This is a genomic window from Caballeronia eucalypticola (assembly GCF_047608185.1).
In the GTDB taxonomy this organism is placed as follows: Bacteria; Pseudomonadota; Gammaproteobacteria; order Burkholderiales; family Burkholderiaceae; genus Caballeronia.
Genome location: NZ_JBLKRU010000016.1, coordinates 103,540 through 116,731 on the forward strand (window position 1 = coordinate 103,540; position 13,192 = coordinate 116,731).

Annotated in this window: 10 protein-coding genes; 9 read left to right on the plus strand and 1 reads right to left on the minus strand. The window is 60.8% G+C overall.

The window, feature by feature from the left end:
• Positions 1-31 precede the first annotated feature (31 nt).
• The 6 genes from ACMX25_RS19775 (at position 32) to ACMX25_RS19800 (ending at position 8,140) form a co-directional block, all read left to right on the plus strand.
• Entirely contained in the window at positions 32-1,588 is a 1,557-nt protein-coding gene (locus tag ACMX25_RS19775; protein ID WP_414951766.1) for a BCCT family transporter, read from the plus strand.
• On the plus strand, positions 1,588-3,357 hold the full coding sequence (locus ACMX25_RS19780) for a hypothetical protein (RefSeq protein ID WP_414951767.1): 1,770 nt from the start codon (positions 1,588-1,590) through the stop codon (positions 3,355-3,357). Before ACMX25_RS19775 ends, ACMX25_RS19780 begins: the two co-directional genes overlap by 1 nt.
• A 1-nt stretch (position 3,358) precedes the next feature.
• Positions 3,359-4,099, plus strand: a complete 741-nt coding sequence (locus ACMX25_RS19785) for a DUF3726 domain-containing protein (RefSeq protein ID WP_414951768.1) — start codon at positions 3,359-3,361, stop codon at positions 4,097-4,099.
• A complete protein-coding gene (locus ACMX25_RS19790; RefSeq protein WP_414951769.1) occupies positions 4,089-4,547 on the plus strand; it encodes a RidA family protein in 459 nt (152 codons plus the stop codon). The genes ACMX25_RS19785 and ACMX25_RS19790 overlap by 11 nt, the downstream gene beginning before the upstream one ends.
• A gap of 699 nt (positions 4,548-5,246) precedes the next feature.
• Positions 5,247-7,418, plus strand: coding sequence for a TonB-dependent siderophore receptor (locus ACMX25_RS19795; RefSeq protein WP_414951770.1), 2,172 nt, complete (start codon positions 5,247-5,249; stop codon positions 7,416-7,418).
• 32 nt (positions 7,419-7,450) lie between these two features.
• The gene (locus ACMX25_RS19800) at positions 7,451-8,140 is read left to right on the plus strand and encodes a PepSY-associated TM helix domain-containing protein (protein ID WP_414951771.1); all 690 of its coding nucleotides are present in this window, start codon (positions 7,451-7,453) and stop codon (positions 8,138-8,140) included.
• Between the two features lie 16 nt (positions 8,141-8,156).
• Here ACMX25_RS19800 and ACMX25_RS19805 read toward each other — a convergent pair whose 3' ends face one another.
• Positions 8,157-8,840 (minus strand): class I SAM-dependent methyltransferase, encoded by a 684-nt coding sequence (locus ACMX25_RS19805; protein ID WP_414951772.1) that lies wholly within the window; start codon positions 8,838-8,840, stop codon positions 8,157-8,159.
• A gap of 186 nt (positions 8,841-9,026) precedes the next feature.
• Between ACMX25_RS19805 and ACMX25_RS19810 the strand changes: the two genes are divergently transcribed.
• Genes ACMX25_RS19810 through ACMX25_RS19820 form a run of 3 tightly spaced genes read left to right on the plus strand, consistent with a single transcriptional unit; the run spans position 9,027 to position 13,158 of the window.
• On the plus strand, positions 9,027-10,007 hold the full coding sequence (locus ACMX25_RS19810) for a sugar-binding transcriptional regulator (RefSeq protein WP_414951773.1): 981 nt from the start codon (positions 9,027-9,029) through the stop codon (positions 10,005-10,007).
• Entirely contained in the window at positions 10,004-11,650 is a 1,647-nt protein-coding gene (locus ACMX25_RS19815; RefSeq protein WP_414951774.1) for an FGGY-family carbohydrate kinase, read from the plus strand. Before ACMX25_RS19810 ends, ACMX25_RS19815 begins: the two co-directional genes overlap by 4 nt.
• Positions 11,647-13,158 (plus strand): glycerol-3-phosphate dehydrogenase, encoded by a 1,512-nt coding sequence (locus tag ACMX25_RS19820; RefSeq protein WP_414951775.1) that lies wholly within the window; start codon positions 11,647-11,649, stop codon positions 13,156-13,158. The genes ACMX25_RS19815 and ACMX25_RS19820 overlap by 4 nt, the downstream gene beginning before the upstream one ends.
• Positions 13,159-13,192: the final 34 nt, after the last annotated feature.

Below are 13,192 nucleotides of genomic sequence, written 5' to 3' on the forward strand. Positions count from 1 at the left end.
CGCCTCAACAACTTATCCTCCCGGAGGAGACATGGAAATTCCAACTACGCCGAGCATCGCAGCCAATCGCCCAGCATCGGAGCATCGCAAAGGGGGCATCGACTGGCCCATTTTCTGGATCAGCGGTGGATTTTTCCTGCTGTTCCTGATCGCGGCGCTGGTCAATCTGGGCTGGCTATCATCAGTTGTCGACACCGCATTCGGATGGGCCACAAGAGGCTTCGGACTCTACTGGCAAGTGCTGATGCTCGCCACCTTTTCGGTCAGCCTCGGCATTGCGTTCTCCAAGCTCGGACGTGTGAAACTGGGCGGCATCGGACAAGTTCCATCCAACTCGACCTTCAACTGGGTGGTCATCATCATGTGTGCGTTGCTGGCCGGCGGCGGCGCGTTCTGGGCGGCGGCCGAGCCTTTGATGCATTTCGTCAATCCGCCGCCTTTCTATGGAGTAGAGGGCAAGACGTATGCGGCAGGCGTTGCGGCGCTCTCGCAATCGTTCCTGCACTGGGGCTTTCTCGCATGGGCGGTACTGGGTAGCCTGCTGAGCATTGTGTTGATGCATTTGCATTACGACAAGGGCTTGCCGCTTGCGCCGCGCACCTTGTTGTATCCGCTGTTTGGCGAACGTGCGCTCAAAGGACCGATCGCGGCCATTGCCGATGCAACGTCGATCATCGCGGTTGCCGCCGGCACGATTGGACCGATCGGTTTTCTCGGTTTGCAGATCGCGTATGTGCTGCATTCCGTCTGGAACGTGCCCGATACTATCACCACGCAGGCGCTCGTTATCCTGGCGGTCACCGCCATCTTTACGGCGGCGTGTATCGCCGGTCTCGAAGGCTTGCGCTTTGTTTGCAAGATCCATGTGTGGCTGATGCTCGGGCTGGCTGCATTCCTCTACCTGTTCGGGCCGACGGCGTTTCTCACCACGGTTTTCTTCAAGGCATTTGCTATGCATATCGTCGATTTCGCGCAGACAGCGATGTATCGCGGCGACGGCAAGTGGCTCAATTCATGGACGCTCTTCTACTGGGGCTGGTTCATCGGCTATGCGCCAATCATGGCGATCTACGTTGCGAAGGTTTCGCGAGGCCGTACGATCCGGGAGGTAGTGGTGTTGCTGTCAATCGCAGCACCAATCATCACCATGCTGTGGTTCACGCTGGTCGGCGGAACGGGAATTGGCATTGAACTGAAGTCGCCGGGCGCGGTGATCGGCCACGGCACGCAACCTGAAGCGCTGTTGCTGGGCGTGGCTCAAGCCATGCCGCTACGCAACCTGATTTCCGCCCTGTTCCTGTTCCTCAGCTTCTTCTCGGTGGTGACCAACGGCGGTTCCATGGCCTATACCATCGCCATGGCGGTGACCGGGGATCGTGGGGAGCCTGGAAACTGGCTGAAGATTTTCTGGGCCGTGGGCATGGGTCTGGTGGGCGCGGTGCTGATCACGATGGGCGCGGGCGGCGTGAGTGCACTGCAGTCGTTCATTGTCATTACGGCGGTGCCTGTGTCTATCATCATCCTGCCCTCGCTGTGGGACGCTGTTCGCATAGCGCGCACGATGGCCGCAGAGCAAGGGGTGCACTGATGACAATCGACGAGATCATGGATGAAGAACAACAGCGGGCGCAGGAAGCCGGTGAGCCGGCGCGCGCAGTGGCCTTTCCTTGCGCGCCGTTACGCAGTCCGGACATCACGAATCGTCCTGAACGTCTTGGCGCGATGCACGGCACGCGCCTGAGCTTCGTGCGCTCACTGGTGCGGCGCATGGCGCACGACAACTGGCGTATCCGTGTCACGAACATGGATCTCGATGACAACGGATTCGGGGTTTGCATCTACACCATCGAAGCGTATGGCGAGCGCTACAGCCAGGTGATTTTCTCGCAATACCTCGATGACGCGGAGCGTACCGACCGCGTCATTGCGCAAAAGTGGGACATCACTTCGGCGTTGATTTGCGGTGTTCCAAGTGCTGCCGATATTGAGTATTTGCGTGGCAACGTGCCGTTGCAGGAAGCGGGACGGCTGCGTGCGAATGACCTGGTCCTGTGCCGCGCGAACAAGAGCGTGCGCAACTTCGGCTACGTTGCGGACTGCCTTGCCGCGGGCAGGCAACCGGACCCTGCCGCATTTGAACGGGTCGGTTATCTGATCCGTACGACAGCGGTGTACGGCAACGGAAAGTTCGGCATTGCGGATTATCCGAGGCTTGTCGATAGTCACGCATTCAACCGGGGCTTTTCGGCACAGATGTGTGCCGTATTCGTGCTGCGCGATTTCAGCGTGCGGCTGGTCGAACACGTTGCGTCACGCCGGAATCCGCGTACAGCGGTCAAGCTCGCGCACAGCTTTCGCCGCTATCTCGGGGTGGGTAATGCAACCGGTCTTGGCATGGCGCCGTTCCTTGTGCGCCATCCGGTACAGGTCGATCAGTGGATACGGGCACGCGAAACGGCGCTGGCGCGCGTGCTTGCGGTTGAAGTGGTCGAGCGTGACGCATTCGAGCGCGCCATGGCACTGATCGCGCGAGCGAGGCGTCACGTGGCGCAGGTTCATACAGACCATCCGCCGGAAGCAGCACGCAATGCGCTCATTATCGGCGAGCTGCCGCAGCTCGCGCGTGAACTGGAGATCACCTACGAACAGAAGAGCATGTTTCGCTGGAGCAAGTTGCTTGCGTGGGCCGATGAGCAACTCTCCTGTGCAACGCAGGAAATTCTCGTGACGGTGTTGATCGAGCTTTATCCGGGTCTGGTGGATTCCATCGAAACCGCGACGCCAGTCGATGACGTGTTGACACTTGATCCTGACATGTCGGTGGGCGAGTTGCTCCGGCTCGTCGAACGCGACTACGGATGGGTGATGAAGCAGCCCGCCGGGCAACGTGACGATGACCACTTCTTCTGGTACCGGTCAGCCGAGAAGGAGGAGCCCAGACTCGGCGTGCGTGCGCACGAAGCGGGCGCTGAGCTGGAACAGCCGCTGGACATTGCGCGTCAGGTCTGGCGGCTGCACACGAAGCTGAAGGCACAGGACGACAACGCTCGCACTGTCTCGGAGTTTGTCGCCGAGTGCCCTGAATATCGTGCCATTGTGCGGCGAATCCAGACGCTCGCGTCGCGTGCTTACGGCGAAATCCGTCACAACCTGCTCGCGCAGGACATGCTGCCCATCGACCTGATGCGCGCCAAGCTCTCGATGTTCGGTGCAAGCAAGTTCGATCCGAAGTCGAACCTGTGGGTTCGGGTCACGCTATATCAGGGAGCACCGACGCTCGACGATCTGTCGCCGGACATGGTCGATGACTGGGCGTTTCCCTGCGTGCCGGGCGGCAACGAACGGGGAGGTGCATGACATGAAGATGGCAATCAACGAATTGAATTCGCTATGCCGCAGCGCGCTGGAAGGCAGCGGCTGGGAGCAAGGCGATTATGAGGACGCGGCGGACGCGGCTGTGTGGTTGCATGCGATTGGGTTGGATGGCATGGAGGCGATTGACAGACTTCTGGGTGTCGCGCGTCAGGAGGAATATGTTGTCGAACCGGCGCTTTCGGCCAGGCAGGGCGCAAGCGCGGAACACACGGCCTCTTGCAACGGGCTAGCGGGTTGCCTGCTTGCGTTCGAACTGGCATGGGCGAGGGCGACGCAGGCGCGCACGGGTACGGTGAGAATATCCAACGCGCTGTCTCCACGGCTGGCACTGTATGGCCTGAAGGTGATGTCCTCCCGCGGGCGTCGCTTCGATCTATCGTGGCGCGACAACGCGGGCCGGCATTTCGCCACGACGTCCGGGCACGACAACTATCCGCGCTACCTGGGTTTCAATGCAAGTGCGAGCGAAACGTCGTCGGAAGTCACGGTGTGGTGTGGAGTGGACGGGGCCACATTCAAAGGGATTACTGTTCCAGAGCAAGACGTCGCCGGAGCCGTCGACGCAGTGGAATTCGATGCGCGTTATCGCGAGGCGCTTTGGCGTGGGATTGAAGTCGATGCTGCGCATATCGACCGGCTGATCGCGTGGAAGAGCAAGGTGCTCGTCCCGGAATCTCTGGCGTCACGAGCACACGGCGCGGGAGGCGCGGACGATGGATTCTGATACCACCGATATGCATTCCACTGTTGCAAGCGACGTGCGTGCAATCGAGACCGGGCTGCCGGCAAGTCCAACGCAGCTCTTCGAATGGGCTGTGCTCGGCAACGGCACGCTTTATACAGCGCAGATACCGATAGGTCCAGATGGCGCCGTTGTAACGGGTGGTATTGACGAGCAGGCGCGTCAGGTGTTTGAGAATTTGCGGCAGACACTGAGCGCGGCCGGAGCGTCGCATCGCGATGTCGCGCAGATCCTGATTTATGTGACGGATCGCACGTGGTTGCCGGCTGTCAACGCGGTGTACCGGGGGCATTTCTCAGCGCCGTTTCCAAACCGGGCGTCGATTGTTGTCGCTGGATTGGCGCGGGAAGAGATGTTGATTGAGATCGTGGCGTATGCGTGTCCGCCGCTCGAAAAAGCCCGCCGTATAGGCGATGCCCGCGCCATTTAATGCAACGCCGCCCACGCGCAAGAGCGTGGGCGGCCAGGCTAGCGAAGTCGCTGCATGAGAAAGGAAATATCCCCAGCCTGAAATAGATACGAAATAGCCAGCGAATTCAGCGCCAGTCAGATGAACCGAGCGCCTTACACCCCACCTCAGACCGGTGGTAGCAAGCAACGTGTTTGTTGGGCCCGGCATGATCAGCACGATAACGCAACCTAACGTCATCAGCGCGGCACTCGAAGTTGAAAGCATGGATTGGCGGTAGGAAAGCGGGGACTCAGGTTATTGGAAAGCATTGGGTATGTCGGCATTGCCACCAATCAGCGCGCAGAAAGATTTCTTTTAGCTTTCATTCAAGTTGTTGAGTGAGATATGCGATTGTCGGTGATCCGGATCGCAATGTCGAACGGCCGAAGCGGGCGCGAGCATGAACTGGCTATTTCAATGCGTCAGGTACCAGCCATATGATCAGCATTCCTATCGATAACGCTTAGAACGCATACGAGACAGGCACGTGACCCCGACCGTCATCCAAGCGCCTCCCCAGTCTCCCGACGTAAAAGTGTCACTTGATTTTTTACATAAATAATAATATAAACACGAATCATTCCTATTTGTTAAACGAATGGAAGATGCGCATACCTCGAACCGGCTTGACGCCGGCATCCGGGATCGCGCTCGTATGCTCATTCAAGGGTTTATTACATGCGTCGGGGAAAAGGGGCGGGCAGGCGGTTGCAGCTCGCCAGAAGAGGTCCGGTCGTCAGCGCGTTGCTGGCAGCGGGCTTGATGGGCATCGCAGTACGGCCGGCAATGGCCGATACAACCGGCAGCACAGCAACTCCCACAACGGATGAGTCCAACGCCCAGCAACTACCGCCGGTAGCGGTCACCAGCCAGCGGGCGCACGGCTTTACGCCGGCATCTGTCGAAACCGGCCCGTATCGTGGAATGGATGTGCTCGACGTGCCCGCTACCGTGAACGTGGTGACGCGAAGCGTGATGGATGCCCAGGGCGACACCGGTCTCTACGACGCGCTGCGCAACGTGGCGGGGGTGACGCGCCAGCAACTCAGTGGTCTTGCTTACGACAACCTGTCAATTCGCGGCATCCCGCTCGATAACCGCGCCAGCTTTTACTTCAATGGGATCCTGCCGATCGATAACAACATCTGGATGCCGATGGAGGACAAGGAGCGCGTCGAAGTCTTGAAAGCGGCGTCCGCGCTCTATTACGGTTTTGCCGCACCAGCCGGCATCGTAAACATGGTGACCAAGCGCGCGGGCACCGAGTCGGTAACAAGCGTCTCGCTGCTCGGTGACTCGCGAGGGTCGTTCGGCATGCATGTCGACATCGCCCGCCGGTTCGGTACGGACGATCAGTTCGGGGTGCGTATCAATGCGATGGATGAACATGTCGAGGCTCCGATCGAGGGCGATCATGGATACCGCAAGTTCATCAGCGCAGCGCTCGACTGGCGTGTGAACAGCCGCCTGACGCTCCAGTACGATCTTGAACACATCGAGACCAGCATTGTCGAGCAAGCGGGTATCGTGCCGCTCGCGCCGAACAAACAGGGCGTCATTTCGTTGCCGGGTGTACCGAATCCGAACAAGCTGTTGTCGGGCGCAGGCTATCCGACGCGTTCAAGTGCTGACACGAACCTGTTCCGTGCCAACTACGCGCTGTCGGATAACTGGAGCGTGAATCTTGCTGCGGGCGAGTCCATCACGCGGCGCGATCGCTGGAACTGGGTCTTCCAGAAATACAACGTGACAACAGGTGCCGGCACCGTGCAGGCCACTCAGCAAAATGGCCAGCGGTACCAGAACGAGACGGTCCGCCTTGAAACGAATGGCGTGTTCAAGACCGGCTCGATCAGTCATGACCTGACGCTGGGCGTCTCGCAAGACTGGATGTATCAGCCGAATTTCACGTCCTACACGTTCACTGCGCCGCAAAATCTTTACAACCCTGTCGAGATCACCGCGCTGACGCCAAGCGGCACGCCCAAGCAGTTCTTCGCGCAGCATATTCGCAACGGCGGCGCGTATGTGTACGACCGGATCGACCTGACCTCACGGCTGCAATTTATCCCGGGAGTGCGGCAATCCGAATACGTCACATCGCAGGCGGGAACCCCTTACTCCGATATCAGCAGGACGACGCCTTCCGCTAGTCTGAGCTACAGAGTGACGCCGAACACCAGCGTCTACGCGAGCTACGTGGAGGCGCTGGAGTCAGAAGGCAGCGCCCCTGCCACCGCCGAAAACGCCAACCAGATCCTGCCTGCCGGCGTCAGCAAGCAGGAAGAAATCGGCATCCGGACGCGGGTCACGAACAACATGCTTGCGTCGGTCGCGTTGTTCAACCTGCGTCAGCCGGCGGCCGGCACGAATGCCGACAATGTTTTCGTGATGAACGGCAATGCAAGGTATCGAGGCGTCGAATTTTCGCTGCAAGGAGACGTGACGCGCGATCTGTCGGTCATCGCTTCCGCGGTGTATCTCGACGCGACCCAGGTCGACTCGCCCGATCCAACACTGATCGGCAAGACACCGGAAAACGCTGCCCACGTCACAGCGAGCGTGTTCGCCGACTATCGCATCCCAGCCGTCGCCGGGCTCTCGGTCAACGCGGGCATGTACTACATCGGGCCTCGCGCCGTGAACGATCTCGACCAGGCGTCCATAGGCGGCTACACGTTGTTGACCGCCGGCCTGCGCTACACCACGCGCATCTTCGGCAAGCGGGCAACGATCCAGGCGAACCTCGAAAACGCGACCAACAAGCGTTACTGGAGCGCAGTCGGATCGAACCAGATCGGTGTTGGCCTTGGGCGCACGCTCGAGCTCAGTTCCACATTCGACTTCTAGCGCTTCGCGCTTAAGCAGACCCACACGACACCATGCAGGCAAGCACACTAAAAAATAACGTCGAGCCGACCGCGGCATCCCAGGACAGCGCGCAGAAATCGCGCTCTCGCCGCAGCACCTTCCTCAAGTGGCTTCGAAAGGTCCACGGCTGGATTGGATTGTGGGGCGCGGCACTCGGCCTGCTCTTCGGCGTGACAGGGATTCTCCAGAATCATCGCGCGACGATGAAGATCAAGGTCGGCGGCCCTAGCGTATCGACGATCCAGGTCGCCATGCCGTCGCCGCCGCCAAAAACACCGAATGAGCTTGCACAATATCTGCAGTCCGAATTGAAACTCGACCGGCCCGCCGAGCGCGTCACGCGTGAAAAAGCTAAACCCGTCACGTGGGGCGACCAGTCGGTGATCCAGCCTGAGCACTGGGTGATCCGCTTCATCGCGCCGCATTATCTGGTGACGGCCGATATGTGGAAAGGCGGCAACCTGGTCAACGTCGAACGCCGCGATCAGGGCTTGATCAACACGCTTGAAGGCATGCATCGGTCGGAAGGCGCGGGCGTTGGCTGGATCCTGTTTGCGGATTCGATCGCGGGCAGTCTCATTTTGCTGTCGATCACCGGCGTGCTGCTGTGGACCGAACTCACTCGCCGTAAGACGATCGGCGCTTCGATCTTCGTCGTGTCTCTCGTGACGATGATCGTATTGGCGTTGCAGTCCGTGTAGCTCGTGGCTGAATCTGTCATGTACTCCGATGCGCGTGAAAAACGACGGATGCCGGCCTGCCGGTTCGTGGATCTAACGGCTCTTGCATCGCGTGCAGCGTCAATCCGCTGGTCCTTATGAGTTCAAGCCAGGTGCCCAATGTCCTGAAGTACCAGGGCGGGGCATCGATGAAATCGGGACCAAATCCTGCCCATGAACCTGCCCGCCAGCCATCGACGTAAGGCAGGTCGCCGCACGCAATTATCGGATGCAAGGTTTGCACGATCAGGGTGCCGTTCGGCTTGAGCAAGCTTGGAATGGCTCGCAACAGGCGGTCTACCGACTCCTCGCCGAGCAATGAAAAATTGCAGACGACCATATCGGCGTTCTGTTTCAGCAGCCCTTCTGCAATCTGTTCGTAAGACATCACGCGGCTGTCGAGAACACCCGCTTCCTTCGCGGCAAGGGATAATGCCGGCACCGCATCCACCGCCGTCACCTCGATCCCATTCTGCTGGAGCGCAAGGGCAAGCCAGCCCTCGCCGCATCCCAGGTCTATGACGTTCCGCGGCCTGCACGCGAGAACCGCATCCAGGATTGCACGATCGGTTACTAATCTCCGGCTCTCGATTTCACCGCCACGCACCGCATGCGTCCAGGGCGAAGCATTCTGCTTCCACGACTCGATTATCTTGCTGTCGCTCAAAGGGTCGATGTTCATCGCTCGCCTATCCGCCATGTCGAGCGCAAATCATCCCACGCAACTGAATTCGTGTGCTGAGCGCCGCGACCGGCGAGTAAGGGTTTGCGCGGATGCTAACTGCAGATTTGCTTGCTATCCTTGGCACAGATGAAATAAATTACAGCAGACGAAAAAAAAATCATTTTCGTCCGGCACGGAGAAGACATGACGAAATCCGCCGACAGGCGTGATGCCGAAGACAGCCTTGCGATCAGGGCGGCGTGGTTGCATTACGCCGCCGGACAGACGCAGGCCGATGTCGCGCTCCGTCTTGGGGTCAGCAACGTCAAGGCGCATCGGCTCATCACGCGCGCCAACCAGAGCGGCGCGGTGAAGGTCACGATCGATGGCGACGTCGCCGAATGCGTCGTGCTGGAAGCCGAGCTTGCCGACCGCTACGGGCTGGCTTATTGCGAGGTGGTTCCGGATCTGCACGAGGTTGGCCTGCCGTTGCGTGCCTTGGGTGTGGCCGGCGCGCACTTTCTGCAGCGCGAGATTGCGGCGCGCCAAGGCGGCGTGATCGGCATGGGGCATGGCCGTACGCTGGCAGCCGTAGTCGCCGACATGCCGCGCATGGAGGCCGGCAAGGTGCGTTTCGTGTCGCTGCTGGGCGGCGTCACGCGTAACTACACAGCGAATCCTTACGACGTGATCCATCGTCTGGCTGAGAAAACCGGCGCCGTTTCTTACGTGTTGCCGCTGCCGTTTTTCGCCAATACCGCCGAAGACCGCGAAGTATTGCTGTCGCAACGCGGCGTGCGCGAAGTGTTCGATCTCGCGGCGCATGCGGACCTGATGATCGTCGGTATTGGCACCGCACAGCCCGACGCACAACTCGTTGCATCGCAGATGATCGAGCCCGAAGAAATCCGCGAAGTGAGCGACATGGGCGGCCAGGGCGAGGTGCTAGGTCACTTCTTCGATCACGCGGGCAAGTCCGTTGAAACCTCGCTGGCAGCGCGCACGGTAGCCCCTAATCTCGCTGATCTGACTGGGCGGCGAATCGTCGCTATCGCGGGCGGCGCTGAAAAGGTACAGGCGATCCGCGCCGTTCTGAATAGCGGCCTCCTCAGCGGCTTGATTACCGATGAAGCCACGGCGCTGGCGTTGAATCGCGGAACAATCGACGCGGAGGCGGCAGCGTGACAGTTCCATCATCCAGCGCGGGCGCCGGACGCGATCTCCTGATCGGTATCGACGCCGGCACCTCGGTCATCAAGGCGGTCGCCTTCGATCTGGCAGGGCGGCAGATCGCGGTTGCATCGGTTCCTAACCGATACACCACGAGCGCCGATGGCGCGGCCTTTCAATCACTGGACCAAACCTGGGCCGACTGCGCGCAGACGCTGCGCGATCTCGGCGCCAAGGTCGATAGCCTGGCGCGGCGCACGGCTGCAGTGGCCGTGACGGGGCAGGGCGATGGCACGTGGCTGGTCGGCGCGGGCAACAAGCCCGCGAGCGACGCCTGGCTCTGGCTGGACGCACGCGCTGCAGATACCGTGCGGCGGCTGCAAACCAACCCAGCCAGCCGGGCTCGCTTCGAGGCCACGGGTACCGGGCTGGCGGCCTGCAGCCAGGGCGCGCAGATCGCTCATATGGATGCCACGACGCCCGAGGTGCTCGACCGCTCGGAAGTCGCGTTGCATTGCAAGGACTGGCTGTATCTCAAGCTCACCGGAGTGCGCGCAACGGACCCGTCGGAGGCGACCTTCACCTATGGCAACTTCCGCACTCGCCGCTATGACGACGCCGTAATCGAAGCCCTCGGGCTGTCGGCGCGGCGAGGTTTGTTGCCCGAGATCGTCGATGGCACCGAGGTCACTCACGCGCTGTCGCCTGAAGCCGCGGCCGCAACGGGCTTGCTGGCAGGAACGCCTGTGTGCCTGGGGTTCGTCGATATCGTGCTGACGGCGTTGGGCGCCGGCATCCATACAGAGGGCGCGGTGGGCGCTACCTGTTCGATCATCGGATCGACGGGCATGCACATGCGTGCAGTGCAGAACACCGATGTTTATTTGAACGCCGAGGGCACGGGGTACGTCATCGCGTTGCCAATGCCCGGCATGTCGGCGCAGGTGCAGTCGAACATGGCGGCGACGCTGAACATCGACTGGCTCTTGAATCTGGCGTGTGACCTGCTCGCGGAATTCGGTACGCCGCTCTCGCAAGCCGACCGGGTGAAACGTATCGATGGATGGCTGCAATCCGGCCGGCCGGGCACGCACCTTTACCACCCTTATATCTCCGATGCAGGCGAGCGCGGCCCATTCGTCAATGCCAACGCGCGTGCCAATTTCACGGGACTCACGAGCGAAAGCCGTTTCCCCGATATGTTGCTTGCGGTGGTCGAGGGGCTTGGAATGGCCGCGCGCGACTGTTATGCAGCAATGGGCGGCGCGATGCCCGCAGAGCTGCGGCTAACCGGCGGTGCGACCCGGTCGCGGATGTTGCGTGCGGTGCTCGGTGCAGTCGTTGGCGCCCCCGTGCGAACGTCCACGCGCGAAGAGGCGGGCGCGGCTGGCGCGGCCATGATGGCGGCGGTCGCGCTCGGTGTTTATCCCGACATGCAGGCGTGCATTGGCGAGTGGGTCACGCCGCTATTGGGACCGGTCGAGACGCCTGATCCCGATCATATGCAGACCTACGCGAAGGCGTTCCCCGTGTATCAGCAGGCGCGGCGCGCACTGGAACCCGTGTGGGACGCAATGGCACAACAGGCGAGGGCCAGGAGTCATCCCGTCGCCCTTGGCGCAACCATAAACGAAGTCGAACGGGGGGCGGTGAGATGAGCGACAGCCAGATGGTCGACCTGTTCGTCATTGGCGGCGGCATCAACGGTGCGGGCATAGCGCGCGATGCCTCGGGCCGCGGGCTGTCCGTGATCCTGTGCGAGAAAGACGATCTGGCGCAAGGCACGTCGTCGCGCTCGGGCAAGCTGGTGCATGGCGGCTTGCGTTATCTCGAGTACTACGAATTCCGGCTCGTGCGTGAGGCGTTGATCGAGCGCGAAGTGCTGCTCAACGCGGCGCCGCACATTATCTGGCCGCTGCGTTTCGTGCTTCCGCACAGCCCGGACGATCGCCCGGCGTGGCTGGTCAGGCTGGGGCTGTTTTTGTACGATCACCTTGGCGGCCGCAAGAAGCTGCCGGGTACGCGTACCCTCGATCTGCTGCGCAGTCCTGAAGGTGCGCCGATCAAGGATCAGTATCACAGGGGTTTCGAATATTCCGACTGCTGGGTCGATGATGCCCGCCTCGTCGTTCTTAACGCAGTAGACGCGGCGCAGCGTGGCACGCAGGTGCTCACGCGCACAGTCTGTACGTCGGCGCGGCGTGAAGGCGATGTGTGGCGCATCGAGTTACGTAACACGCGCAACGGTACAACTCGCGTTGTCACCGCGCGGGCGCTGGTCAATGCCGCTGGTCCGTGGGTGGCCGATGTCATCGAGCGCGTGGCCGGCGGCCATTCGACCCGCAAGGTGCGACTGGTCAAGGGCAGCCATATTGTCACGCCCAAGTTCTGGGACGGCCCGCATTCCTACCTGGTGCAGAACCACGACAAGCGGGTGATTTTCATCAATTCCTACGAAGGGGATAAGGCGCTCATTGGCACCACCGATATCCCCTGGGACGGTGCGCCAGAAAACGTGTCGATCGACGAATCGGAAATCGAGTATCTGCTGGCCGCGGTCAACCGATATTTCAAGCAGCCGCTGCGGCGCCAGGATGTGGTACAGACGTTCTCGGGTGTGCGCCCGCTTTACGACGATGGCGCAGGCAATCCGTCGGCAGTGACGCGCGACTATGTATTCGATCTCGACACCACCGGCGGCGCCCCTCTGCTCAATGTCTTCGGCGGCAAGATCACGACCTTCCGCAAACTGTCGGAGCATGCGATGCAACGCCTGCGGCCGACCTTTCCCGACATGGGGAAAGACTGGACGTCGACTGCAACGTTGCCCGGAGGCGAAATCGAAGGCGCGGACGTACCGCGATTCATCGCGCGTTTGCGGCGGGAGTATGGCTGGCTGCCGGAAGATCTGCTACTTCACTATGCGCGGACTTACGGTGCTCGCACGGCGCAGGTGATCGGTTCGGCCAAGTCACTTGGCGATCTCGGCCGGCAATTCGGACCGGTTTTTTATGAGGCCGAGGTGCGCTATCTCATGACGCATGAGTGGGCGGAGACCGCGCCGGACATCCTGACGCGGCGCACGAAGCACGGACTGCACATGAGCACCGAGCAAACGGCCGCGTTCGGCGCGTGGTTCGAAGGCCTCGATAGAAAAACCGCCTGAATATAGCTGCGATCGTTCGCATACAACACGAGAC

What these genes read in the sequence shown, in the direction of transcription:
- ACMX25_RS19775 (WP_414951766.1), top strand. Translation starts at nt 32, where the DNA reads ATGGAAATTCCAACTACGCCGAGCATCGCAGCCAATCGCCCAGCATCG.
- ACMX25_RS19780 (WP_414951767.1), top strand. Translation starts at nt 1,588, where the DNA reads ATGACAATCGACGAGATCATGGATGAAGAACAACAGCGGGCGCAGGAA.
- ACMX25_RS19785 (WP_414951768.1), top strand. Translation starts at nt 3,359, where the DNA reads ATGAAGATGGCAATCAACGAATTGAATTCGCTATGCCGCAGCGCGCTG.
- ACMX25_RS19790 (WP_414951769.1), top strand. Translation starts at nt 4,089, where the DNA reads ATGGATTCTGATACCACCGATATGCATTCCACTGTTGCAAGCGACGTG.
- ACMX25_RS19795 (WP_414951770.1), top strand. Translation starts at nt 5,247, where the DNA reads ATGCGTCGGGGAAAAGGGGCGGGCAGGCGGTTGCAGCTCGCCAGAAGA.
- ACMX25_RS19800 (WP_414951771.1), top strand. Translation starts at nt 7,451, where the DNA reads ATGCAGGCAAGCACACTAAAAAATAACGTCGAGCCGACCGCGGCATCC.
- ACMX25_RS19805 (WP_414951772.1), bottom strand. Translation starts at nt 8,840, where the DNA reads ATGAACATCGACCCTTTGAGCGACAGCAAGATAATCGAGTCGTGGAAG.
- ACMX25_RS19810 (WP_414951773.1), top strand. Translation starts at nt 9,027, where the DNA reads ATGACGAAATCCGCCGACAGGCGTGATGCCGAAGACAGCCTTGCGATC.
- ACMX25_RS19820 (WP_414951775.1), top strand. Translation starts at nt 11,647, where the DNA reads ATGAGCGACAGCCAGATGGTCGACCTGTTCGTCATTGGCGGCGGCATC.